Origin of the sequence: Bombella apis (assembly GCF_018221685.1) — a bacterium.
GTDB lineage: Bacteria > Pseudomonadota > Alphaproteobacteria > Acetobacterales > Acetobacteraceae > Bombella > Bombella apis.
Genome location: NZ_JAGJTM010000002.1, coordinates 42,304 through 66,236 on the forward strand (window position 1 = coordinate 42,304; position 23,933 = coordinate 66,236).

Here is a 23,933-nt window from a genome sequence, read left to right on the forward strand (position 1 = left end):
GGCGGCATGATAATGCAGTTGGGGCAGGTTTCAATTGCTTTGTGTGAGGAGGATGGAAAATAAATTTATCATGCCGGGTTAGTAACGTTCAAAAATCCTGTCTCTTCTGCAGGGGGCAGACCATTTTGAGGAAGCATCTTGGAAATTATTACGAAACCCTTTATAAGATCGAAGGTTTGATTCAATGAGGTTGTGATGAGTACCTTTCCAATAGTTGTTTCATTTGACAAAAAATATTTGATACCGGCTCTTGTCACAATCAAGTCCATACTTGACCATTGCTCAGATACCAGCAGGATCGAGTTTTTTGTTTTATATCGGAATCTCGATACGACACTCATACGGCTCACAGAACAGGTTGTTGCCTCTTTTGGAAGCGTCATATCATTCATTGACTGTTCGTCTTTCATGGAAAGCCTGAATTTTGCCAATAATGAAAATCGGCCACTGGAGACTTATGTTCCTTTATTCATCCCGACGATTTTCAAGGGATATGAGAAGGTTCTGAGCATTGATGTTGACATGCTGGTGCGGGATGATGTGTTGAAAATCATCAACGAGATCCCTCAGAATAAAAAATTGGGAGGGGTTCGCTGTCTGATCCGTAATCATAGAAAATATGAAGATTTTGGAGATTTCAATAAATTCAGCCGTAACATGCTGGGAATAAACAACCCTTATTTTTATGTGAATAGCGGTCTCATTCTCTTCAATATGGACGCCATAACAGATGCAGATGCAGCCTACTGCATAGAGTGCATCAAGAAGAAATGGCTTTTTTATGATGAGTCAATACTCAATCATGTCTTTAAAGATTCTCTTCATCATTTCAGCCAGAGCTGGAACCTTTATGCAGAATATCTTCATACAAATTATCTTGAGTTTGAATATAGTATGCAGGAGCAGGTGAAGAAGGCGCAGGAGGATGCGTCAATTATCCATTATGTCGCTGATACCAAGCCCTGGGATCATCCGGCTCCTGACACGACTGATAAATACAGGCTGGAATATCGTGCCCTGGTGGCGGCGGTGAAGGATGAAATCAGGAATATCTTGCCCAGGACCATCTGTGGCGTCATGTGGAACAGGGTTGACAGAGCCTGACGGATGAATCCGGGGCTTATGTGAAGGGGAAAATTGGGGCGGTCCGGTCCGCAGGTATCTGTCAGTGTCCCGCCCCTCAGGGGGGGGCGGGACACGGTTTTATTCAGGGCTGGCAGCCTAGCGTATCCATGTATTCTTTCATCCGTTCTACTTTCTCTTCTGAAGAGAAGCCCCAGAAATGAACGAGGCCCAGACGCCTGTTATGTGCAGGGCCCTGATAGGCGGTGAATGACGTCAGGGCATTGGAATTGACTCCGTTCGTCTTGATGGCCAGATAGTTATAGGCCTCCTGGTCGGCCCAGCCATTGAATGAGCGCCCGAATTTGAAGACCAGATTGGTAACCAGATGGCGGATCTCATTGATGAAACGGCGGATTGTATCACTTTCCGTATTGGGGAAAAGGATTGTTCCCCCGTTGATGCCTGGTGTGAAGCGCCCCGGAATATCATCCATCGAGAACAGGGAGGATCCCACTGGAATGTGGGATTGTATCGGATGGAATTCTTCAGCCGGCGAACATATCTTGCCGCTTGAAAGACCACGGATCAGCAGGGGTTCCAGAGGATTGTCTATGATGATGTCCGGGTCCAGATACAGGAGCGGCTGATAACCTGCAAAAGTTTCCTTGTCCGTTATTTCGTATTTGGAGCAGACAAAGGAAAGGAAGTCCTGTGGGTACAGGTTGTGAATGATGAGGTTATCCGTATATTCTTTTTTCCCTTTAAAAAGATTGTCTATGTAGGCTTGGTCCTTGTCTGTCATGAGGATGATCGGCCCGGTGAATTTCCCCATTTTCCGCAGTGAGACAACGCACATCTTGCATTGCTGCATGACGGATTCTTTATTGTAAGCCGTGATATAGACGGCAGGATTGTAGAAATAGAGCGTTTCACGCTTCCATCCGTCAAAATAGAGCGTGATGTTGTATTTGTTCCAGTATCTGAAAAGCTGATACCGCATGTCGACATCAAAATGGTTGATCTTCAGTTTGAAGACGTCAACGGCTTCGATGTCTTTCCCATCAATGATTGTCTGTGTTTTGGGAATGACCCACCTGTTGGTGAGGAGGTGCCTCAGTATGTCAATTTCTCTCTGCGAAAGCAGCAGGAAGCCTTCCCAGAAGGAGGGATGTTCCCTGGAAAAAGAAAGTGTATGACAGTCAAAGCACAGGAAAAGCCCGTTCTTGTCCCGCAGGTTCCAGACACGGACGTCAGAATTGAAGGTTATTTCGATATCATCGACATGATAGGGGGCAATCTCTTCGCCCTGTGGGATGAATGTATAATTTGCGCCGACATCATCTTCGTGAAGTTCAAGAGCGAAAGCGTCGGTAGGGAAGTGGTCCTCCAGTTTGGAGCAATAAAGGGCTTTACTTGTGGCATCCTGTCGAACGATCTGGAAATCCCATGTTAGAAAATACCTTTTTTCACCCACTGTGTTAACCTCCGGAAACTCTTGGCGAAATTCCGTATAGAAGGGACCTGTAGGAAAGTCTATCCATTTGATGTTATTTTAAATAAGTATTAGGCATAAATCATAAATAAGAAAATAACTTTTTCTTGAGTAAATAAAATACAAGAAATTGTCATGTAAGGCATTTTTCGCAATTTGATGAAAATGAAATAGATTTATAATAAAATAATTAATAGTTTAATAAAAATTTTAACTTTTTTCACTTCATATTCCACCATTGTGGCAGGCTTTATTTTTATTGTACTTTGCAAGCCTGCCACTTGATGTCTGCTTCAGTCTGTCTCGGCCAGCCCGACCATGCCGCGCCACCCCATTTCATCAAGCGTGCGAATGTTCAGCTCGTGGGCTTTTTTGGCTTTGGAGCCAGCTTTTTCTCCCAGTACGACCAGTGTCGTGCGACGGGAGACGCTGTCTGTCACCTGTGCGCCCAGACGTTCGGCAATGGCCTTGGCTTCGGCTCGGGACATGGTGGTGAGAGACCCCGTGAACACCATGACCTGACCAGCCAGAGGCGCTGGACCCTCGTTATCAGCATCAGGACCGGTCTCCTCGCTGATGGTCAGGGAGGGGGTGAGATCATCCAGCGCAGCCCGGTTATGTTCCTCATCGAAGAAGGCGGCAACTTCTTCAGCAATGGCAGGGCCGATGCCCATGATGGCACTCAGGGCGGTCCGTTCTTCGCTTTCGGGCCTGATGGCTGCCAGCATCGCCGTATGCCAGACGGGAAAGCTCTGGTAGTGGCGGGCCAGAAGCTGGGCATTGCGCTCGCCAATGCGCCGGATGCCGAGCGCGTAGATGAAGCGGGGGAGGCTGATGGTCCGGCGGTCTTCAATGGCCTGAAGCAGGTTGTCGACCGACTGTGCCCCCCAGCCTTCCAGTTTCTGGAGGCGGTCCCGATGCTCATGCAGGCGGAAAATGTCTCCCGGCCGCTGGACCAGCCCGAGGTCATGAAAACTGCGGATGCTGCGCTCTCCCAGCCCGTCAATGTCAAACGCTTTGCGGGAGACGAAATGGATGAGCCTTTCGACCGTCTGGGCCGGGCAGGTCAGGCCCCCGGAGCAGCGGCGGACCGCTTCATCGCCGATGCGTTCGGCATGGGCGTGGCAGACGGGGCAGTGATCGGGAAAATGGAAGGGGGCGGCCCGGTCCTGCCGGTCTGCATCCACGACGCCCAGTACCTGCGGGATGACATCCCCGGCCCGCTGGATGCGCACGAGGTCGCCGGGGCGGACATCCAGACGGCGGATTTCATCTTCATTATGCAGGGTGGCCCGGGATACGATGACACCGCCGACATTGATGGGTTCCAGATGCGCCACGGGGGTGAGGGCACCAGTCCGCCCCACCTGAATTTCAATTTCATTCAGTCGGGTGATGGCCTGTTCCGCCGGGAACTTCCATGCAATGGCCCAACGAGGGGCACGGCCTACAAAACCAAGGCGTGTCTGAAGGTCTATGGCGTCAATCTTGAAGACGATGCCATCAATGTCATAATCAAGGTCAGGCCGTTCCCTGGCCAGGGTCTCCACATAGGCAGGCACGTCACTGGCATGGTTTATGGCCCGGGAGAGTGGATTGACAGTGAATCCCCAAGTTTTCAGCTGGTCCAGCCAGTCCGAATGGGTCTTGACGGTTATGCCGGTATTGTAACCCAGCCCGTAGGCGAACAGCCCCAGAGGGCGGCGGGCTGTGACAGAGGCGTCCAGCTGGCGGAGCGACCCGGCTGCGGCATTGCGTGGATTGGCAAAGGGCTTTTCGCCCCGCTCTTCCTGCTGTCTGTTGAGAGCCAGGAAGTCGGCCCGGCTCATGAAGATTTCGCCCCGGATTTCCAGCAGGTCAGGGAAAGGAGCGGGCAGGGTCTGGGGAATGGAGCTGATGGTCCGCACGTTGGCGGTGACATCCTCACCCGTCGTGCCATCGCCCCGGGTCGTGGCAACCGTCAGCTGGCCTTTTTCGTAGGTCAGGCTGATGGAAAGGCCGTCAATCTTGGGTTCGGCCACAAATTTCAGCCCGTCCGTCTGGGTCTCGTCAAGCCCGAGAAACCGGCCGATCCGGCTGACGAACTGGGTGAACTCCTCCTCGCTGAAGACGTTGTCCAGCGAGAGCATGGGGGCACGGTGCTTCACTTTGCCAAAGGCCGGATTGGGAGCAGCTCCGACCTGTGAGGAGACACCATCCCTGCGCTTCAGTTCCGGATGGCGGGCCTCCAGCATGACCAGCTCCAGCCGGGCATTGTCATACTCGGCATCGGAGACTTCGGGGTTGTCCTGTCCATGATAGGCCTCGTTCCAGCGGGCGATCTTTTCTTCCAGTTCGGCATGACGCTGGGCGGGGGTGGGGGTTCCGGTCATTTTTCTGCAGGTCCAAGAAGGCTGTCTGCCGCAGCACGGGCGGCATCGGTTACGGTGTCGCCAGCGAGCATGCGGGCCAGCTCCTCACGGCGTTCCTCATCTGTCAGCGGAGTGGCACTGGTCTGTGTCTGGTTGTTGACGACCTGCTTGGCAATGCGGAGCTGATGGTCTCCATAGGCCGCCACCTGCGGGCTGTGGGTGATGGCCAGCACCTGGACATCCCGTGCCACACGGTTCAGGCGTTCGCCAATGGCCGAGGCCGTGGCTCCGCCGACACCGGAATCCACTTCGTCGAAGACCAGCGTCGTGAGGGAGGAGCGGCCCGCCAGCACGACCTTGAGGGCCAGCATGAGGCGGGAGAGTTCCCCGCCGGATGCCACCTTGCCGAGCGGTCCCGGTGGCTGGCCGGGATTGGCGGCGATGAGGAAGGCCACTTGTTCCATGCCATGGCGGTTCCACTGCTCGGCAGGCAGAGGGGCCAGCTCGACGATGAAACGTGCCCGCTCCAGCTTGAGGGGGACCAGCTCGGCCATGACCCGTTTCTCGATCTGACGGGCGGCCTTGCTGCGGGCCGCACCCAGCTCCTGCGCAGCGGCTTCATAGGCGGCCCGGCTCTCACGGACCTGATCTTCCAGCCGGGCCAGGGCCTCTGCGCTGGAATCAATGCTGGCCAGCCGCTGGTTCAGCGTCTCGAGGAAGGAGGGCAGTTCACTGACGCTGATCTTGTGCTTGCGGGCTTCGGCCCTCAGGGTGAAAAGCCGTTCTTCCGTCTCTTCCAGCAGGCGGAAATCTACCGTGGTATCGACGGCCAGACGGGAGAGCAGGGTTTCGGCCTCGGCCAGATATTCCTCGGCCTTTTCCAGGGCCGTAAGGGCTTCCTGTGCCTGTTCCTGCTGGGCGGAGGGTGTTTCCTGCTCCTCGCTCTGTGCCCGGTCCAGTGGGGAGGGAAGCAGCCGGGAAAGGGCACGGTTGGCCGAACGGAGGGCATTGGCCGGTGTGGACGTCCGGCGGTCCCGGGGGGTCAGTTCGGCAAGGGCGGCAGCAACTGCCTCGCCCCGGCGTTCATCCTGCTGGAGCCGGACCCGCAGGGCGGCAAGCTCGTCCTCCTCGCCTTCTCGGGGAGCAAGGGCAGTAAGGTCTTCCGTGATCTGCCGCAGCCAGTCTTCTTCCTTGCTGGCCTCTTCAACATCCTTCCGGGCCTTGTTCAGGCTGCGCAGGGCGTTCTGCCAGTCATCCCAGCAGCGGGCGACCTGCTGGCGGAGCTGCTGTGGCACACCAAAAGCATCCAGAAGGGTCTGGTGGGCACTCTGGTTTGCCAGTCCCATCTGCTCATGCTGGCCCTGTATCTCCACGAGCAGCGAGGCCACTTCCCGCAGGACACTGATGCCGATGGGCTGGTCGCAGATATAGGCACGGGAGCGCCCCTCTTTCGTGACGATCCGCCGCAATACCAGAGGTTCGCCTTCTTCGATGGAGGCGATGTCCTTGTTGTGAAGCAGGCCATAGACGGGATGCCCCTTGTGCAGCTCGAAAACGGCCGTCACGCTGCTCTGGGTCGCTCCAGCACGGATGATGCGGCTGCTGGTCCGCTCCCCCAGGGCGAGGCCGAGACTGTCCAGCAGGATGGACTTGCCAGCCCCGGTTTCTCCCGTCAGGGCTGTCAGACCACCATGGAAGGGGAGGTCCAGTTTTTCTATCAGAACGACATCACGGATGGAGAGATGTGTCAGCATGGGTGCAGCCTCCAGAACCGGCAGAAGCAGTCGGATTGGGCTTCTGTTGTGGTTTGCAGAAAATGCGGTGTCCGATAGTCAGAAAGAAACAGGCCCAGTGCAAGAGGCTGCACGGGCCGGACAAGGGCAAACGATGTGAAGTCGGAAGATTCCGGCTCCACATGCTGCTTTTCAGTAATGGTTACGGCATGCAGGTCACAATATCCCAGAGGGAGCTACCGTGTTTTCTTTCCGCCAGCCTGCTGGTTGGCGCCTGGGGCTGCCGTTGATGGTACCGGGGGAATCTCGACGGAGGCCACCGGCGCCGACTGTGTTGTGGACACAGGCTGCACGATGACGGAATCCGGGGAGACAGGTGCCTTGGCCTGCACAGGCGGTGCCGCACCGTCACGGTGTTTTCTTGAGCGCCTCTCATGCTTTTTCTGGGCATGGGACGGCTTGGGCAGCTGCGGCGTGAGCTGATGGTTGTATTTCAGCTTGTTGTAGGCGAGGCGGTACCAGCGGCTGTCAGGCGCATTATAGCCGAGGACAGCTGCTGCCTGACGGGCTTCATCAGGCAATCCCAGGGCCAGATTGACCTCAACCAGACGTTCCAGCGCTTCCGGCACATGGTTGGTGGTCTGGAAGTCCTGGATGACCCGCTGGTAACGGCCATAAGCTGCCTGATAGTCTTTTTCCCGCTGATAGTAACGGCCCACATACATCTCCTTGCCGGCCAGATGGTCACGGCAGAGGTCGATCTTCAGCTGGGCATCCCGGGCGTAAGAGGTCTGGGGGAAGCGGGTGATGACTTCCTGAAGAGCATCCATGGCTTCCAGCGTGCCGAGCTGGTCACGGGACACATCACCGATCTGCTCATAATAGCACAGGCCCCGCAGATAGTAGGCGTAGGCAGCATCCGGACTTGTGGGGTGGAGCTGGAGATAGCGCTCCAGCTGCTGGACGGACAGCGCATACTCACCCTGAAGGTAGTAAGCGTAGCCTTCCATCAGTTCGGCACTGCCCGTATAGCCGGAATAGGGGAAATTCTGCTGGAGAAGCTCGAATTCACTGCTGGCCAGCTTGTAATGCCCGCCATGAAGAGCGTCGATCCCGTAGTTGTAGAGGGTCTCGGCATCCGCCGTGCGTGGCAGCTTTGCCTGTATGTCGGCGTCGGAGCTGGAGCAGCCCGAAAGAAGGGCAAGTCCGAGCAATGCCGGGGCCCCAAGGGCAGGGAGACGGAAACGGGATGGGATCATGTGGAATTTCAGGATGCTGCTGACCATGATTTTCTTATAGCATGGGAGTGTTCAGGGGAAAGGGGGTTCTTGCTCTCTGGTCTGATATTCTCAGCCGGGAGAGGGCATGACAGGCGGGCTGCCATCGGAGAACCGCCAGTTTTCGGTGGACGCAAAAAGAGCATGCAGAAGCTGGTTGTTCAGCGCATGGCCTGTCCTGTGTCCCTCAAAACGGGCTGAAAGCCGGAACCCGGTACAGTACAGGTCGCCTACCGTATCCAGCATCTTGTGGCGGACACATTCATTATCGAACCGTAGTCCGTCGGGGTTCAGGACACGATCATGCTGGATGACCAGCGCATTGTCGAGTGATCCGCCTAATGCCAGTCCCTGCGCCTGGAGGGCGTCAATATCCTGATGGTTTACGAAGGTCCGGCAGGGGGCGATTTCTTGGGCGAATGTCTCTTGGGACAAGACCATCTGGAACGACTGCTGCCCGATGGCAGGGGCGGGGAAGTCGATGTTGACGGAGAGGTCGAGTGTGTCGGGCTGATGGGCGGGGAGAAGGCTGGCATGAGCACCGTGTCGCCCTTCCACATGAACTGGGCGAAGCACTTCAATGCTGCGGCGGGGGGGCGCCTGGCCACTGCGGCCAGCTTCCTCAAGAAGAGACATGAATCTTCTGGAGCATCCATCCAGAATGGGTAGTTCCGGCCCATCCAGCTGGATCAGAAGGTTGTCCACTTCGCAGGCATGAAGAGCAGCCATGAGATGCTCTATGGTAGCGACTGTCAGCCCCGGTGTAAGGGGAGAAGCAGCCACCGTGGCCAGAGGGCTGGAAATGATGCAGTCATGCGTCAGGCGGAAGGCGGGGGTGTCTGCCATATCCAGCCGCTGGAGCCTGATGCCTGTATCCGGCGCTGCCGGGACAAGGCGGACCGTGGCAGGCCTGCCACTGTGGAGGCCCCACCCCTGGCAATGGACGGCCTGCTCCAGTGTGGTCTGTGCCTGCTGTAGGTGGGCTGTATTCTGGAGGGGCGGCTGATGAGGCCGACAGCATGTGGTCTCTGGCATGAGGGCAGGTGCTCGGGCATGGGCGACCTTACCCGGTGAGGCAGGACGCTTTCCCCCATGGGGGAGGTGGATGAAGCCCCCTGCCCGCAGAGGAACCGGGGGCTTTAATCAGACCCGGTTACTTCGGGCCACGGCGCAGATAGGTGGGAATGCTCAGCTCGTCATCCTCGGCAGGTGGGGTGACGCTGTCATGCTGCGGTTTCCGCTCATCAGTCGCAGCGTGTGTATCCCGGCGCTCCTGTTCTGGCGAAGGACGGGTACGGAAGAAGCGGCTGAACAGCCCACCGCCCGTTTGCCCGGTCTCCTCCCGTGGGCGGATCGGCCCCGATACCGTGGGGGCAGAAGCCTGCTGGTTCGGGCCGAGATGAGGGTCGTAATTGGGAAGAGGCGATGCCTCCTTGGCTGGCTGGCCTGCTCCTTCGGGGGCAGGGTCGTGTTCCGGGGCTTCTTCGTTCTGCCCGGTGTCTCCCGCGGAGGCGGCTGGATTCTCCGTTGCCTGGCCCGTGTCCGGTGTGTGAGCCACGGTTTCAGCGGGGGCATGAGGCTGGACTTCGACCGGTTCCTCCTCGGAGGCTTCATGGCGTCTCCGGCCATTCAGCCCCGTGGCGATCACGGAAACCTGCACCTTGCCTTTCATGTTCTCATTGACGACGAAACCGCTGTTGATTTCTTCGTCTTCGCAGTTTGCCGTCTCACGGATGAGATTCATGATCTGGTTATAGGCCAGCAGGCTCATGTCCGGACCGAGCGTGACGTTGACAAGAAGCGCCCGTGCCCCGGCAATGGTGGTTTCCTCCAGCAGCGGGTTGGAAATGGCCCGCTCGGCGGCGGTGATGGCCCAGTCTTCACCATCTTCCTCGGCCGATGCCATGCCAATGCCCATCATGGCCTTGCCCATGCCACTCATGACGGTACGGACATCGGCAAAGTCAAGATTCTGATACCCGGCTTCCACCATCAGGTCCGTCACGCTGCGGACACCACTGTACAGGACGTCATCCGCCATGGCGAAGGCTTCGACCAGCGAGGTTGTCAGCGAGGCGCTGCCGAAGAGGTTCTGGTTGGGGATGACCAGCAGCGTGTCCACGTATTTTTCCAGCTCGGCAATACCGGCTGCGGCAGCCCGGCTACGGCGGGAGCCTTCAAAATCGAAGGGTTTGGAGACGACGCCGATTGTCAGGGCACCGACTTCATGGGCGATCCGTGCCACGACGGGGGCTGCCCCCGTGCCGGTGCCGCCACCCATTCCGGCCGTGACGAATACGAGATCAACCCCTTCCAGATGCTGGCGGATTTCATCTTCTACTTCTTCGGCTGACTGGCGGCCGACTTCCGGCTTGGCTCCGGCCCCCAGACCACGCGTGAGGGTCGGGCCGAGCTGGAGGCGCGTTTCAGCCTTGGAGAGAGCCAGCTGCTGGGCATCGGTGTTGGCGGCGATGAAAGTCACACCACGCAGCTTGCCGTCGATCATGTTGTTGACGGCGTTGACCCCGCCACCACCAACCCCGATGACAGTGATGCGCGGGGGACTGACAGCACTAACACCAGGGGTCGTTGGGGTCAGGTTCAGTGACATAACGGTCTCGCTTCGGCCAGGGTGGACATTATAGATTGGTCTTGGGAAGACAGATTTACGGGCAGGGTAGCATCTGGAGAGAAATATGTAATGCTAAATATCGGGTATTGTGCCTGTTTATGACTTCCGGCGCAGGAAATTGGCAAAGCGCCAGGCAATGCCTCGTGGGGCTGCTTCATGTTCCGCAAGGCAGAAGCGGTCTCTGGCCCCGGCTGCCCAGGCGAGAAGACCGGCGGCGGTGGAGAATCCCGCCCATATGGAGGGATGATCCGATTCCGGCAGTCCCCGTATGGTGGCTGGAGACCGGACCTGCACAGGCCGGTTCAGGATCTCGGCAGCCACGGCATCAATGCCGTTCAGCAGGGCGCCGCCGCCCGTCAGGATGACACGTCCTTCCGCCGGGCGCCCGAGGCCGGCACCGTCCAGCTCGTAGCGGAGCATTTCCAGCGTTTCCTCGACACGGGGGGCGATGGCCCGGACCAGATCGGCCCGGGTGATCTGCCGGACAATGTTGCGATGTGAGACAGGCAGGGCGATGGGAATGGATGTGTCATCAGCCGAGGCATAGGCGACCCCGTAAAGGGTTTTGAGCCGTTCTGCTGTTTCAAGCTGGATGGACAGGGATTGAGCAATGTCCCGGGTGATGTGATCGCCGCCGACCCTGATATGCCGTGTATAGAGCACCCGCCCACGGGCGAAGACGGCAAGGGTCGTCGTGCCCGCTCCCATGTCGACGACGGTCACCCCGAGGTCACGCTCATCATGGTCCAGCACAGCAAGGCCGGAGGCAATGGGGTTGGACAGCAGGTCCACGGCCCGCAGCTCGGCCTTGCGCAGGACAGCATCCAGCGTGTGGAGGGCACTCGTCTGGGCATCCACGATGTGGAACTTGCCCACCAGTCTCTCGCAGCGCTGCCCGCAGGGGTTGAGGACAGTGAGGGTCTCATCGATATTGAAACCCAGCGGCATGGCCTGGACGATCCTGCGGTCATGCTCGGTTGCCTCGTGGCGGGCCTGCCCATAGAGGTGGAGAATGTCGTCCTCGGTCACCTCACGCCCGTTGGAGGCCAGAAAGGTATCCACGTGATAGCTGCGGGGGGTTCCGCAGGCGAGATTGACGGTCACATCCCTGATGCGGCGGCTGATTTTCCGTTCGGCATCGCCCACTGTCGCCCGGATGACACGCTCCAGCTGGATGGTGTCCACGATGGCCCCGGAATTCACTCCTTCGGAGCGTCGCCAGCCCCAGCTCAGGACACGCAGACCACCATTTTTCAGTCCCTGGCCAATCAGGCAGGTGGTTTTGGTGGAGCCAATGTCCAGAACGGCCTTGAGCCCCGGCGTCCAGACAAAGCCCTGCTGTTCTTCTGACGGGAGAATGGGAAGAACGGCCCGCTTCTGCTGGGGAGCGGGCGGATAATGCCGGGACGGTGAAACGGAACGGGACATAGGGATCAGTTTTCAGATGGCGGCGTTGCAGGCGGAGCCTCCTGATCGGCTCCCTGAGGCGTGGCAGGGTGAATGACCATACGGTCGGATAGCCGCATGTCAATGGTTTTCAGGGGGCGGTCCAGGAGCTGGTAATCGTTCTGGTAATCATGCAGACGGGAGAGAGCGGCGCTTTCTGCTCCCTCCGGGAGCATGAGGGTCGTACCGTTCTGCATGAGGATGTTCCAGCGCCGCTGCCCGATGCGGATGAGGGCCAGCGTATGGCTGTTGATATCGGGAAACTGGTCGAGCAGGGTGATGATGGTATTTGCCTCCAGGTTGGCACCTGCGCCGACAACAAGGGGAAGCTTGCGGAAGACCGAACTGTTTTTGGCTGTCAGTTCCTGACGTGAGACAGTGTCTCCTTTCTGGTTGATAAGGACGAAATGGCCTTCCATCTGCCAGATGGCGATGGGATTTTTTTCCTCCACGGTGATGTTGATCGTGTCCGGCAGGTGGCGCTCGACCGTGGAATGCTCGATGAAAGGCAGCTCATCAATGCGCTGGCGTGCCGCCTCCACGGAGAAGCTGAAAAGCGAGTGGTTCAGGCCTGTCCCCAGCGCCTCCATGATGTCGCTCTCATCCGTCAGGCGCCGCCCCGTGATGACGATGTGCTGGATCTTCAGCGGGTCCAGCGCAGACAGGCGGGTGCGCAGGCTGTCTGCCAGTCTGTGTCCCCCCTGGCTGCTCCAGGCCAGCCAGCCAGCTCCAGCCATCAGGAAACAGACGAGCCCCAGAATGCTGAGCCGCCGCAGGATGGCCTTCTGCCGCTGCCAGAAGAGGGACATGCTGGAGGGGCGGTCCCCGTAAGGGTCCACGGGGGCCTGGGGGCGTTTCCTGAAGAAGGACATCATGGGCCGTCAGCGGGCTCAGGCTGGGGCACTGGATGGAGGGAGAGGGGCTCCGCCCGCCCCAGGGCATCCATCACCAGCCAGTGGCAGAGCAGGGGATAGCTTACGCCACGGGCGGCGGCCTGTTCTGGCAGCAGGGATGTGGCCGTCATGCCCGGCTGGGTGTTGACCTCCAGAATGACGAGTTCGCCCTTATCACCATCATAGCGGTAGTCGGTCCGGCTGGCGCCCCGGCATCCCAGTGCCTGATGGGCCCTCCGGGCCAGTGTGAGGGCCTGGTCCGTGATGTCTGCTGGCAGGGGAGCGGGGATGACATGGCGGGAGCCATTGGCCTGATATTTGGCCGCAAAATCGTAGAAACCACCGCTCTCTGGCGTGAGGATTTCCGTAACGGCGAGGGCCTCGTCGCCCAGTACCGCAACGGTCAGCTCACGCCCGGGGATGAAACGCTCGGCCAGAATCTGGGGGCCGAAGGTCCATGATCCGGCAATGGCATGGCGTTTTGCGGCATCATCTTCATGGAGAATATGGACACCGACGGATGAGCCTTCCGCCACGGGCTTCAGAACGTAGGGGGCCGGCAGGGGGGCCCGTTCCTTCAGTTCGTCTGGCGTGATGAGGCAGCCTTCTGCAACGGGGAGACCGGCGGCCTGAAGGGCCATGCGGGTGCTGGCCTTGTTCATGGCGATGGCAGAAGCCAGAATCCCGGAATGGGTATAGGGCAGGCCCAGCCATTCCAGAACGCCCTGAATGGCCCCGTCTTCCCCGCCAGGACCGTGCAGGGCATTGAAGACGGCATCCGGTTTGCAGGCTTTCAGGGCCTCGATGGTGGCGGTGATGTCCGGCCCGGCATCAATGGCATGGACATGGTGCCCGGCCTGCTTCAGGGCCTCCATGACGGCCCTGCCGCTGGACAGGCTGACGCTGCGCTCGCTGGAGGTTCCTCCCATCAGAACGGCGATGGAAAGAGGTGTGGGTGTGGGAAGAATGGTCTTGTCTGTCATGCCCGGATGTTTCCTTGTCAGGAAGGGGAGGCGGGAGAAAGGGAACGGCCCAGCCGTCTGATCTCCCAGTGCAGGGTGATGCCGCTGCTGTCCAGCACACGGGCACGGACCATCTCGCCCAGCTCTTCCAGCTCCGTGCTGGTGGCGTCGCCCGTATTGAGCATGAAATTGCAGTGCTTCTCGCTGATCTGTGCGCCACCGTGCCGCAGCCCCCGGCATCCGGCGGCATCGATCAGCTCCCAGGCCCTGTGTCCTTCGGGGTTGCGGAAGGTGGAGCCGCCTGTCCGGGCCCGCAGGGGCTGGCTGGCTTCACGGCTGGCCCGCATTTCCTGCATTGTCTGCTGGATGGTGGCGGGGTTTTCCGCACCGTGGGCTTTCAGGCGGGCACGCAGCACGATGCTGCCTTCCGGCAGGGAGCTGTGACGGTACCGCATCTCCAGTGCCGGGGCGGGCAGACGCTGGATGGTGCCCTCACGGGTGAGGATTTCCACCCAGTCGAGCAGGGTGGAGAGGTCACCCCCATAGGCTCCGGCATTCATGCAGACGGCTCCACCAATGGAGCCGGGAATGGTGGAGAGGAAGGCGAAACCGGCCATGCCTGCCTGCGCCGCCGTTTCTGCCACGCTGCTGTCCAGTGCGGCGGCTCCGGCGATCAGCCCGTCTCCATCCGTTTCAATGTTGGCAAAGCCACCGGCCAGACGGATGGTCAGCCCGGGCAGCCCTCCATCACGGATGATGACGTTTGAGCAGGCTCCAAGGACCGTCACGGGCAGGTCGGACGGGCACTGGCGCAGGGCCGTGGCGAGGTCTTCGGCATCCTGCGGCACGAAGAGCCAGTCGGCGGCCCCGCCCGTGCGGAACCAGCTGCGGGCGGCCAGCGGGGCCTGTTCCTTCAGCCGTCCCCGTGCCTGCTGGAAAGGTGCAGCCGTGGTCATGGTGCGTCCTTTCTGAGGCTGTCCAGCTGCTCGGGGAGAGCCTGTGCCCAGTGGGTGATGGACCCCGCCCCCAGACAGAGGACATAGTCACCCGGCACGGCCACGTCGGCGATGACGCTGGCCAGATCATCCGGCGAGGCGAGGGACAGGACATGGCGGTGCCCACGGTCCCGCAGCCCTTCGACGAGCTGATCCCGTCCGATGCCCTTGATCGGGTTTTCCCCGGCGGCATAAACGTCCGCCACGATGACGGTGTCCGCATCATTCATGCAGGTGCAGAAATCATTGAACAGCGCACTGAGGCGGGAATAACGGTGCGGCTGGATGACGGCAATGACATGCCCGGCACCGGCCTGCCGGGCCGCTTTCAGCACGGCAGCGATCTCGACGGGATGATGGCCGTAATCATCAATGATCTTCACGTCATTCCATGTGCCGGTCAGGGTGAAGCGACGCTGCACGCCCCGGAAGCCGCCAAGCGCATCGGCGATGACATGATCGGGGATTTCCATTTCCTGCGCCACGGCGATGGCCGCCACGGCATTGAGGACATTGTGGTGCCCGAACATGGGCAGATGGAACGGTCCGGCCAGACGCTGGCTGCTGGTTGTCCGGTCCGTGATGGTGACGTTGAAGGTCACGCCCTGGCTGTCCGTGCCGGTGATTTCCGCCCGGACATCCGCCTGCGGGCTGAAACCATAGGTGACGACGCGGTGATCGGAGAGCTGGGGGATCATCTGCTGCACCCGGGGATGATCCACGCAAAGGACGGCGAAGCCGTAGAAGGGGATGTTGGAGACGAACTGCCGGTATCCGGCCTCCATCGCCTCATCGGAGCCCCAGTGATCCAGATGCTCGGGGTCCATGTTGGTGACAACGGCAATGATGGCAGGGAGACGGAGGAAGGAGCCATCGCTTTCATCCGCTTCCACGACCATCCAGTCGCCGGACCCCATGCGGGTATTCGTGCCGTAGGCCTCGATGATGCCACCATTGATGACGGTCGGGTCCAGCTTGGCCTGTTCCAGCACGCAGGCCACGAGGCTGGTCGTGGTGGTCTTGCCGTGTGTCCCCCCGATGGCCACGGCCCAGCGCAGGCGCATCAGCTCTGCCAGCATCTCCGCCCGCCGGACGACGGGGATGAGCCGGGCACGGGCGGCCATGACCTCCGGATTGTCCCGTTTTACGGCGGTGGAGATGACGACGACCCGTGCTTCCCCCAGATTGGCCTCATCATGGCCGATATGAACGTGGATGCCTGATTTCCGCAGACGCTTCACGTTGGCATTCTCGGCAATGTCGGACCCCTGAACCTTGTAGCCGAGCATGTGCAGCACCTCGGCAATGCCGGACATGCCGATGCCGCCAATGCCAACGAAGTGGATCAGACCAAGGTTGAGAGGTAATGCACGCATCAGGGGAACTCCGGGGGGGGGGGGATGAAGGGAGGGCAGATAATCAGGCTTTGATGGTCGTTTCAACCAGATCAGCCAGTTTTTCGGCAGCACGGCGCTGCTGGAGATTGCGGGCGCCTTCCGCAGCCCGTGCCAGCTCGTCAGGATGGCTGAAGAGGTGGGTCAGGTGCGTGCAGAGTGCTGATGAGGAGAAGTCACGCTGCCGGACCATCCAGCCACCACCGGCCCGTTCCATTGCCTGTGCGTTGACACCCTGCTCATCAGAGGCGGCAATGGGCAGCGGGACAAGGATGGAAGGGCGGCCTGCCATGGCCAGCTCCGCAATGGATGACCCACCGGCCCGCCCGATGACGAGATGGGCTTTCTTCAGTTCAGCTGCCACATCCTCGATGAAAGGCGTGACCGTGGCCTTTATGCCGACTTGCGCATAGATGCCGGACAGGGCAGGGACCATCTCCTCATGGGCCTGCTGGGTCACATGCAGCCGGGTCCGCAGCCCAGGGGGCAGGTTGCACAGGGCCTGCGGCACGATGGAGCTGAAAATCTGTGCCCCCAGTGATCCACCCCAGACAAGCAGATGGATCGGCTCCTCGCTGAACAGGCTTGGGCTGACATAGGGTTCATCAGCCAGAGCTTCGATGGCAGGGCGGACTGGCATCCCTGTCTGCATGACCTTCCGGCCTGCGGGCAGACGGGCCACCCGGGGGTAGGATGTGGCAATGGCATCGCTGAACCGGGCGAGGAGGGCATTGGCCTGTCCGAGGATGGCATTGCCTTCATGGATGATGAGGGCAGGGCGTTTACCCAGACGCAGGCGACTGCCGAGAAGGGGAGGAATGGAAGGATAGCCGCCAAAGCCGACTACGGCGGCGGGCCGGTATCTGGCAACAATCTGGCGCCCGCCAAGGCAGCTCCAGAGAAGCTGGCCGATCCCCCTGAGTTTGTCGATGGGCTTTTTACCAGCCACGCCACTGCTTTTGAGGACATGGCGGGGGCTGTCCGCAAATACGCTCAGTCCGGCCCTGCTGTTGCGGGCATCCGTTACGAGGATGGTCTGGTGACCACGGCGCTGGAGTTCTGCCCCCAGTGCCTCAGCCGGGAAGAAGTGCCCCCCGGTACCGCCGGCGGCAATGAGAATTGGTGCTTGTTTCATCAGATGTGATCCTTCCGGGATGACATGGTCAGACGTGGGGCTGTTTCAGCAGGGGATGGCGGCGGCGTAAAGGGGCCTTCCTCTACACGGTGGCGGGTCAGTGCCAGGGCCATGCCGATGGTCAGGGCAACGGAAAGGGCCGAGCTGCCCCCGTAGGAGATGAAAGGCAGTGTCATGCCCTTTGTGGGGATCAGATGCAGGGAGGAGCCCATGTTGACGAAGGCCTGAAGGCCGAAGCCGGTGATCAGGCCGCTGGCAGAGAGAATGATGTAGGGTTTCTTTTCTTCCAGCAGGCGGTTGAGAGTGGAGAAAACCAGCATGGTGAAAACGGCAATGATGAACAGGCACATCACGAAGCCATATTCCTCTCCGGCAACGGAGAAGACGAAGTCGGCATGGGCATCGGGCAGCAGGTCCTTCACCCGGCCTTCACCCGGTCCCCGGCCCAGCAGTCCCCCATTGCCAAAAGCCCGCATGGAGGTATCGATCTGGTAATGGTCCCCCACATCAGGATGCAGGAAGCGCTGCACGCGGGAATGGACGTGCTCGAACACCATATAGGCTATCCCGAACGCTCCAAGCGCTGCCGAGACCAGCATGCCGAATACGATGATGGGCAGGCCGTCGATGAAGAGCTGGGTGATGAAGACCATGCTGATGACCGAGAGCATCCCGATATCCGGCTGGGCCTGAAGCAGGGCTGCAATGACGAGATAGACCCCGCATGCCACCAGTCGCCCCGGGAACCGCCAGCCATTGGAAAGTCTCAGCGTATGACGGAGGCTCAGCAGCAGGCCGGTCACGACGGCAAAGCAGGGTTTCAGGAATTCAGAAGGCTGGACGGACATGAGGGGCAGGGCGATCCAGCGTCTGGCCCCCTTGATCTCCATGCCGTGAACAAGCGTCATGAATGTGGCGCCCAGTGCCACGATCCCCCCCATGACGGCAATCCGCCCGATCGTGCGGGGGGTCAGCCGGGATGTCACGACGACGACGGCACTGGCAAGGGCCAGAAAGACCACCTGCTTGAGGATGAACATGTTCCGGGAGGCCCCGATGCGGTGAGCCACGGCGGGACTGGCAGCCAGCATGAGGATGTACCCCAGGGCGACCAGTATTCCGACGCAGCTCAGGCTGACATGATCAAGGCTACGCCACCACTGGGCCTTCCGGGAGCTGTCTGACCTGTCGGAGAGTGCCATGATGTTTCAGTCCTCCCCGCAGAGGCTGCGGGCCAGTGTGGCAAAGGCCGTTCCCCGTTCCTCGAAATTGCGGAACTGGTCAAAACTGGCACAGGCCGGGGACAGGAGTATGGGCATGGCCTCGTGTGTCCGGGCATGGTCCCAGGCGGCCCGTGTTGCCTGCTCCAGCGTTCCGCTGATCTCGAAAGGAACATCATGGGCTGTCAGGGTTCTGGCCAGCAATGGGGCATCCTGCCCGATGAGGAAGGCACGGCGCACATGGCCGAACAGTGGTGCCAGACTCTCGATTCCTCCTTCTTTGGCCATGCCTCCGGCAATCCAGAGGCTTTCGGGGAAGGCTTTTAGTGCATGGTAGCTGGCTTCCGCATTTGTGGCCTTGCTGTCGTTGATGAAGCTGATTCCATCAGCCTGCGCCACGAGCTGGAGGCGGTGGTCCAGCCCGGTGAAGCTTCTGATGCCCTCGGCAATCTGTTCCTCGGAGAGGCCAAGATGGTGGGCGATGGCCCGGCAGGTCTCTATGTTCTGGGCATTGTGCTGTCCAGGCAGAAAGGGGGCGTCTGTTTCTGGAACAGGCTGGGTGATCGAGAGTGTCCGTACCGTCACGCCCTGCCGCTCAAGCCGCTGGTGCAGTCCGTCCGCCCAGGAGGCCTTTTCGCCCAGAATGGCAAGATCGCCTGCGGTCATGTTGTCAAAGACATGCGCCTTGGCATCCAGATAGCCCTGCATGGAGCCGTGCCTGTCCAGATGGTCCGGTGTCAGGTTGAGCAGGGCAGCGGCACAGGCGTGATAGTCCTTCAGCCGTTCCAGCATGTAGGACGACATTTCAATGACATAGACGCCGTCATCCCCCAGAGCGGGCAGGGCGAGAGAGGCCGTGCCAAAATTGCCGCCACAGCAGGCCGGGATGCCGGCCTGTGTGAGAATGTGGGTCAGCAGGGCCGTGGTCGTGGATTTGCCATTTGTACCCGTGATGGAGACGAACCGCGCGCGTGATCCTGCCTTGCGAGCCACCTGCCAGAGCAGTTCTGCATCGGAGAGGATCGGCACATGCTGCTCCCGTGCCAGCAGGGCAGCAGGGTGTGGCCGGGGCAGATGGTGCGGGATGCCCGGCGAGAGGATCAGGGCATCCATGCCGGTGAGGTCAGTCAGGGGCGCCAGTGTCAGGCGGGGATGTGAGGACAGGGGAGCTGGGAGCTCCGGCCTGCTGTCATCCCAGGCCTGTACGGTTGCTCCCATGTCCAGCAGGGCCTGCACGACGGCAGCACCGTTGCGGCCCAGCCCGCAGACAGCATGATGCTGCCCGGTCAGGAGCGTTGCAGGCCATTTCTGGGGGGGAGGAAAGGGCAGGACAGTCATCAGCGCAGCTTCAGTGTGGCCAGACCACACAGCCCCAGAATGATGGCAATGATCCAGAAACGGACGACAATTTTCGGCTCCTGCCAGCCTTTCTTCTCAAAATGATGGTGCAGCGGTGCCATGAGGAAGATGCGCTTCCCCGTGCGGCGGAACCAGAAGACCTGGATGATGACGGAGATCGTTTCCACCACGAACAGGCCCCCCACGAGGCAGAGCACCAGCTCATGCTTCACAGCCACGGCCACGGCCCCCAGGGCACCGCCCAGTGCCAGAGACCCGGTATCTCCCATGAAGACCTCTGCCGGTGGAGCATTGAACCAGAGAAAACCCAGTCCGGCTCCGATCAGGGCGGCGCAGAAGATGCTCAGCTCCCCCGTGCCGGGAACATGATGGAGCTGGAGATAGTCGGCAAAGACATGGTTGCCGACCAGATAGGCGATCAGGGCGAAGACGAGGGCGGCGATGATGGAGGGCACCGTGGCCAGCCCGTCCAGCCCGTCCGTCAGGTTCACGGCATTGCCGAAACCCGTGATCGTCACCATGGCGAAGAGCGGGAAAATGTAGCCCAGATGCAGTACGAAGGTCTTGGCGAAAGGAAAGGCCACAGCATTGCGCAGGTCCGGTGGTGTCAGGGCTTCCATGGCAATCCCGGCAAGGCATGAGATCAGGAATTCCCCGCCCAGCCGTATTTTTTTGGAGACCCCTTTGCTGTTGCCCTTGGCCAGTTTGAGATAGTCATCCGCAAAGCCTATGGCGCCAAACCCCAGGGTCGTGAGGAGAACAGCCCAGACAAACCCGTCAAACAGGTCCGCCCAGAGCAGGGTGGAGCAGGTCAGGGAAAACAGGATGAGACCACCGCCCATGGTGGGGGTACCGGCTTTCTCCAGTATATGCCGTTCCGGCCCGAGGGTCCGTATGGGCTGCCCTTGCCGCTGGATGCGTTTGAGCTGGGCAATGAAGGGCTTGCCGAGCAGCAGGGAGATCACCAGTGCCGTCAGGCAGGCGCATCCGGCCCGGAAGGTCATGTAATGCAGCAGGTTGAGAAGGCCGCCATGGGAGGAAGAAGGTGCAGCAAGAAGGTTGAAGAGCATCAGGCGGACTCTGGGGCGTGTGTGGTGGTGGACATGGGCTGCTCCAGCAGCGCAATGAGGGCACGCATGTTACTGCCCAGGCTTCCCTTCACGAGCAGCACATCCCCTTTTTGCAGGGCAGGGTGCAGCAGGGAGGCAAGCTGGACTGAATTTTCAGCATATCCTCCCTGTAGGGAAGGAGGAAGGGCCTCGTAAAGGGATTTCATGTGCGGGCCGCAACAGAATGTCAGAATGTCATGCTTCATTAATGGTTCAGCCAGAGCCCGGTGTTCGGCTTCGGCAAACTGGCCCAGCTCCCTGATGTCGCCCAGGGCGGCCAGATGGCGTCTGGCGGGCATGAGGGCGAGCGTGTCCAGGGCTGCACGGACACTGGGGCCGGAGGCATTGTAGCTCTCATCCAGCAGGGTGATGCCGCCGGGCAACAGGCGCTGCTGGCCCCGTCCGGCTTCCGGCTGGAAATGGCGCAGGGCCTCGGCTCCGGCTTTCGGGTCCAGCCCCAGCGCAGCGATGGCCCCAAGAGCCAATGCGGCATTGCGGGCCAGATGGGGGCCGGGGGCCGCCAGCCTCACGTCGGTGTCGCCCCGTGGTGTGGTCAGATGGAACTGGCTGCCGTCTGCCGTGCAGGTGAGGTCTGTTATCCGGATGGTGGCGCTGGGTGTCACGCCTGCCTGCCAGAGCGAAACACCTGTCGGCAGGGCCTGCTTCAGGCGGGCAAGCCCCTGTGAGGCCTCCGGGCAGAGGGCCGTGCCGGATGACGGAAGGGCGGCAAAAAGGGCCGCCTTTTCGTCCGCAATGGCGTCGATGCTGCCCATATGCCCCAGATGGGCGCTGCCAATGGTGGTTATGAGGCCAATATCCGGGCGTATCTGGGCGGCGAGCGGGGCGATCTCGCCGGGGTGGTTCATGCCCACCTCGCTGATGCAGAAGGCGGCTTCTTCTGGCAGGCGGGCGAGTGTCAGAGGCACGCCCCAGTGGTTGTTGAAGGACGCCACGGAAGCATGGACCTGCCCGTAAGGTGCAAGAGCCGTGGCCAGCATGTTCTTGGTGGTTGTTTTTCCCACGCTGCCTGTAACGGCGATGACCCTGCCGCTGAACTGTGCCCGCCTGTAGCGGCCCAGAGCCTCCAGCCCTTGCATGGTGTCATCGACCTTCAACAGGCGGGGATCATCCGTCAGACCGGCCGTGCTGATGGCGGCCTCATCATGGGCCATCACGCAGCTGGCTCCAGCCTCCAGGGCCTGCCTCAGATAGCGGTGTCCGTCTGAATTATGGCCGATCAGGGCGATGAAGAGGTCACCGTGTTTCAGGGTGCGGGTATCGATGCAGACGCCGTGGACCTTCACGTTACCGGCAAGCTGTCCTCCCGTGGCGGCCTGAAGGTCCTTGCGGGTCCAGAGGATGGTTGTATCGGGCATCAGGCAAGCTCCCTGGCGAGTGCGGCCGTGATGGTACGGTCATCGAACGGATGTATTTCCCCCTTGATGATCTGGCCTGTTTCATGCCCTTTCCCGGCGATGAGCAGGACATCGCCTTTCTTCAGACCTTCCAGAGCGGTACGGATGGCCTGCCGACGGTCGCCAATTTCTTGTGCCTGCGGGGCTGTGGCGAGAATTTCGGCCCGGATGGTGGCCGGGTCCTCGCTGCGGGGGTTGTCATCCGTGATGATGACTTCATCGGCCAGATGGGCGGCGATCTGTCCCATGAGAGGGCGCTTGCCCCTGTCACGGTCCCCGCCCGCACCGAAGACCACGACCAGCCGCCCGCTGGTGTGGGGACGCAGGCTGAGCAGGACGTGCTCCAGCGCATCCGGCGTGTGAGCATAATCCACGTAGGCGCAGGCTCCATTTGGCAGGTGGGCGACCGGCTCACAACGGCCGGGCACGCCCTTCAGGTGCGGCAGGAGGGCAATGATGGATTCAGCTTCTTCATCCCGTTCCCAGCAGAGGGCGGCAGCCAGCAGGGCATTTTCTGCCTGAAAACGTCCCGGGAGTGGAAAGTGGAGTGCTGGCAGGGTACGGCCATGCAGCTGGAGTGTCAGGTCCATGCCCTGCGGGGTGGGTGTGGCCTCAAGAATTCGGATGGTCTCGCCTGTTGTGCCAATCGTGCGGAGGTCCAGTTTCCGGCGGGTGGCAATGTCACGGAGGGCCTCTCTGCTTTCGGCATCCATTTCGCTGTTGATGACGGCCCGGCCCCCTTCGGGCAGCAGCGTTTCAAAGAGATGCAGCTTGGCCTGCCGGTAGGCTTCCAGCGTGTGGTGATAGTCCAGATGGTCTCGGGTCAGGTTGGAAAAAGCGGCGGCCGTGATGGCAACGCCGTCCAGCCGGTGCTGCTGGAGGCCATGGGATGAGGCCTCCAGCGCTACATGGGTGATGCCATGCACCTGCAGGGCTGCCAGAGTGTTGGCAAGGGTGACGGCATCCGGTGTGGTCAGGGGGGGGAGTGATGGCAATGCCACGTCACTGATGAGCCCCAGAGTACCGAGGCTTGCAGCCTTCTGGTGACGCAGCTGGCAGAGCTGACGGAAGAAATCTGCCGTGCTGCTTTTGCCGTTTGTTCCCGTGATGGCGGCAATATGGTCAGGCTGGGCCCCTGCCAGCAGTGCAGCAGACCGGGCCAGGAAACGGGCCGGGTCGGGCAGGGTGATGATGAGGGCCGTGTGGCCGTTTTCCGTCTGCTCTGGCAGATGATGCTGGCCTGGGGAAGCGGCGAGGACGATTGCGGCTGCCCCTTCTGCGATGGCCAGAGGAATGAAGGTCCGTCCGTCCTGTTTCGTGCCCTTCAGCGCCACGAAGAGGCAGCCGGGGCGAGCTTCCCGGCTATCGGCGGTGATGCTGGAAATGTCCGGGTCTCTGGTGAGGTCTCTGGCAAGACCATGATGGCGGAGCAGGGAGGACAGTTTCATGACGGAG

General features: G+C 60.3%; 18 protein-coding genes. 1 reads left to right on the forward strand and 17 read right to left on the reverse strand.

Going from position 1 to position 23,933, the window contains the following annotated elements:
- The first annotated feature begins 195 nt into the window (after positions 1-195).
- Entirely contained in the window at positions 196-1,104 is a 909-nt protein-coding gene (locus tag J8Z04_RS01600; RefSeq protein WP_086431481.1) for a glycosyltransferase family 8 protein, read from the forward strand.
- Positions 1,105-1,207: 103 nt separating this feature from the next.
- On the opposite strand, the gene J8Z04_RS01605 is transcribed toward J8Z04_RS01600, so the two are convergent.
- From J8Z04_RS01605 to J8Z04_RS01685, 17 genes are all read right to left on the reverse strand, one after another.
- Positions 1,208-2,539 carry a hypothetical protein gene (locus tag J8Z04_RS01605; RefSeq protein ID WP_192848306.1) on the reverse strand — a complete coding sequence of 444 codons (1,332 nt, stop codon included), beginning with the start codon at positions 2,537-2,539 and terminating at the stop codon, positions 1,208-1,210.
- A gap of 311 nt (positions 2,540-2,850) precedes the next feature.
- Positions 2,851-4,929, reverse strand: coding sequence for an NAD-dependent DNA ligase LigA (gene ligA / locus J8Z04_RS01610; RefSeq protein WP_192848305.1), 2,079 nt, complete (start codon positions 4,927-4,929; stop codon positions 2,851-2,853).
- The gene (gene recN, locus J8Z04_RS01615) at positions 4,926-6,662 is read right to left on the reverse strand and encodes a DNA repair protein RecN (protein ID WP_043559825.1); all 1,737 of its coding nucleotides are present in this window, start codon (positions 6,660-6,662) and stop codon (positions 4,926-4,928) included. Before recN ends, ligA begins: the two co-directional genes overlap by 4 nt.
- Positions 6,663-6,877: 215 nt before the next feature.
- On the reverse strand, positions 6,878-7,900 hold the full coding sequence (locus J8Z04_RS01620) for an outer membrane protein assembly factor BamD (RefSeq protein WP_227656569.1): 1,023 nt from the start codon (positions 7,898-7,900) through the stop codon (positions 6,878-6,880).
- 90 nt (positions 7,901-7,990) lie between these two features.
- Positions 7,991-8,953: a UDP-3-O-acyl-N-acetylglucosamine deacetylase gene (gene lpxC, locus J8Z04_RS01625; protein ID WP_192848304.1), complete on the reverse strand. Its 963-nt coding sequence runs from the start codon at positions 8,951-8,953 to the stop codon at positions 7,991-7,993.
- A 118-nt stretch (positions 8,954-9,071) separates the two neighbouring features.
- A complete protein-coding gene (ftsZ, locus tag J8Z04_RS01630; RefSeq protein WP_192848303.1) occupies positions 9,072-10,529 on the reverse strand; it encodes a cell division protein FtsZ in 1,458 nt (485 codons plus the stop codon).
- A 117-nt stretch (positions 10,530-10,646) separates the two neighbouring features.
- Complete coding sequence (gene ftsA / locus J8Z04_RS01635; protein ID WP_052349029.1) at positions 10,647-11,978, reverse strand: cell division protein FtsA; 1,332 nt, start codon at positions 11,976-11,978, stop codon at positions 10,647-10,649.
- Positions 11,979-11,983: 5 nt separating this feature from the next.
- Positions 11,984-12,871, reverse strand: coding sequence for a cell division protein FtsQ/DivIB (locus tag J8Z04_RS01640; protein ID WP_192848302.1), 888 nt, complete (start codon positions 12,869-12,871; stop codon positions 11,984-11,986).
- Positions 12,868-13,872, reverse strand: a complete 1,005-nt coding sequence (locus tag J8Z04_RS01645) for a D-alanine--D-alanine ligase (RefSeq protein ID WP_052349031.1) — start codon at positions 13,870-13,872, stop codon at positions 12,868-12,870. The genes J8Z04_RS01640 and J8Z04_RS01645 overlap by 4 nt, the downstream gene beginning before the upstream one ends.
- Before the next feature lie 17 nt (positions 13,873-13,889).
- On the reverse strand, positions 13,890-14,807 hold the full coding sequence (murB, locus tag J8Z04_RS01650; RefSeq protein WP_192848301.1) for a UDP-N-acetylmuramate dehydrogenase: 918 nt from the start codon (positions 14,805-14,807) through the stop codon (positions 13,890-13,892).
- Positions 14,804-16,222, reverse strand: a complete 1,419-nt coding sequence (gene murC, locus J8Z04_RS01655) for a UDP-N-acetylmuramate--L-alanine ligase (protein WP_192848300.1) — start codon at positions 16,220-16,222, stop codon at positions 14,804-14,806. Before murC ends, murB begins: the two co-directional genes overlap by 4 nt.
- Positions 16,223-16,265: 43 nt before the next feature.
- Positions 16,266-17,375: an undecaprenyldiphospho-muramoylpentapeptide beta-N-acetylglucosaminyltransferase gene (gene murG, locus J8Z04_RS01660; protein ID WP_043559836.1), complete on the reverse strand. Its 1,110-nt coding sequence runs from the start codon at positions 17,373-17,375 to the stop codon at positions 16,266-16,268.
- Positions 17,375-18,577, reverse strand: coding sequence for an FtsW/RodA/SpoVE family cell cycle protein (locus J8Z04_RS01665; RefSeq protein ID WP_043559839.1), 1,203 nt, complete (start codon positions 18,575-18,577; stop codon positions 17,375-17,377). The genes murG and J8Z04_RS01665 overlap by 1 nt, the downstream gene beginning before the upstream one ends.
- Positions 18,578-18,583: 6 nt before the next feature.
- On the reverse strand, positions 18,584-19,933 hold the full coding sequence (gene murD / locus J8Z04_RS01670) for a UDP-N-acetylmuramoyl-L-alanine--D-glutamate ligase (RefSeq protein ID WP_192848299.1): 1,350 nt from the start codon (positions 19,931-19,933) through the stop codon (positions 18,584-18,586).
- Positions 19,933-21,024, reverse strand: coding sequence for a phospho-N-acetylmuramoyl-pentapeptide-transferase (gene mraY / locus J8Z04_RS01675; protein ID WP_043559842.1), 1,092 nt, complete (start codon positions 21,022-21,024; stop codon positions 19,933-19,935). The genes murD and mraY overlap by 1 nt, the downstream gene beginning before the upstream one ends.
- The gene (locus tag J8Z04_RS01680) at positions 21,024-22,439 is read right to left on the reverse strand and encodes a UDP-N-acetylmuramoyl-tripeptide--D-alanyl-D-alanine ligase (protein ID WP_192848298.1); all 1,416 of its coding nucleotides are present in this window, start codon (positions 22,437-22,439) and stop codon (positions 21,024-21,026) included. Before J8Z04_RS01680 ends, mraY begins: the two co-directional genes overlap by 1 nt.
- Positions 22,439-23,926, reverse strand: coding sequence for a UDP-N-acetylmuramoyl-L-alanyl-D-glutamate--2,6-diaminopimelate ligase (locus J8Z04_RS01685; RefSeq protein ID WP_192848297.1), 1,488 nt, complete (start codon positions 23,924-23,926; stop codon positions 22,439-22,441). The genes J8Z04_RS01680 and J8Z04_RS01685 overlap by 1 nt, the downstream gene beginning before the upstream one ends.
- Positions 23,927-23,933 lie beyond the last annotated feature (7 nt).

Bases quoted from the DNA above. Each gene is read 5' to 3' on its own strand.
- J8Z04_RS01600 (WP_086431481.1), top strand. From the start codon at position 196: ATGAGTACCTTTCCAATAGTTGTTTCATTTGACAAAAAATATTTGATA.
- ligA (WP_192848305.1), bottom strand. From the start codon at position 4,929: ATGACCGGAACCCCCACCCCCGCCCAGCGTCATGCCGAACTGGAAGAA.
- recN (WP_043559825.1), bottom strand. From the start codon at position 6,662: ATGCTGACACATCTCTCCATCCGTGATGTCGTTCTGATAGAAAAACTG.
- J8Z04_RS01620 (WP_227656569.1), bottom strand. From the start codon at position 7,900: ATGATCCCATCCCGTTTCCGTCTCCCTGCCCTTGGGGCCCCGGCATTG.
- lpxC (WP_192848304.1), bottom strand. From the start codon at position 8,953: ATGCCAGAGACCACATGCTGTCGGCCTCATCAGCCGCCCCTCCAGAAT.
- ftsZ (WP_192848303.1), bottom strand. From the start codon at position 10,529: ATGTCACTGAACCTGACCCCAACGACCCCTGGTGTTAGTGCTGTCAGT.
- ftsA (WP_052349029.1), bottom strand. From the start codon at position 11,978: ATGTCCCGTTCCGTTTCACCGTCCCGGCATTATCCGCCCGCTCCCCAG.
- J8Z04_RS01640 (WP_192848302.1), bottom strand. From the start codon at position 12,871: ATGATGTCCTTCTTCAGGAAACGCCCCCAGGCCCCCGTGGACCCTTAC.
- J8Z04_RS01645 (WP_052349031.1), bottom strand. From the start codon at position 13,872: ATGACAGACAAGACCATTCTTCCCACACCCACACCTCTTTCCATCGCC.
- murB (WP_192848301.1), bottom strand. From the start codon at position 14,807: ATGACCACGGCTGCACCTTTCCAGCAGGCACGGGGACGGCTGAAGGAA.
- murC (WP_192848300.1), bottom strand. From the start codon at position 16,222: ATGCGTGCATTACCTCTCAACCTTGGTCTGATCCACTTCGTTGGCATT.
- murG (WP_043559836.1), bottom strand. From the start codon at position 17,375: ATGAAACAAGCACCAATTCTCATTGCCGCCGGCGGTACCGGGGGGCAC.
- J8Z04_RS01665 (WP_043559839.1), bottom strand. From the start codon at position 18,577: ATGGCACTCTCCGACAGGTCAGACAGCTCCCGGAAGGCCCAGTGGTGG.
- murD (WP_192848299.1), bottom strand. From the start codon at position 19,933: ATGACTGTCCTGCCCTTTCCTCCCCCCCAGAAATGGCCTGCAACGCTC.
- mraY (WP_043559842.1), bottom strand. From the start codon at position 21,024: ATGCTCTTCAACCTTCTTGCTGCACCTTCTTCCTCCCATGGCGGCCTT.
- J8Z04_RS01680 (WP_192848298.1), bottom strand. From the start codon at position 22,439: ATGCCCGATACAACCATCCTCTGGACCCGCAAGGACCTTCAGGCCGCC.
- J8Z04_RS01685 (WP_192848297.1), bottom strand. From the start codon at position 23,926: ATGAAACTGTCCTCCCTGCTCCGCCATCATGGTCTTGCCAGAGACCTC.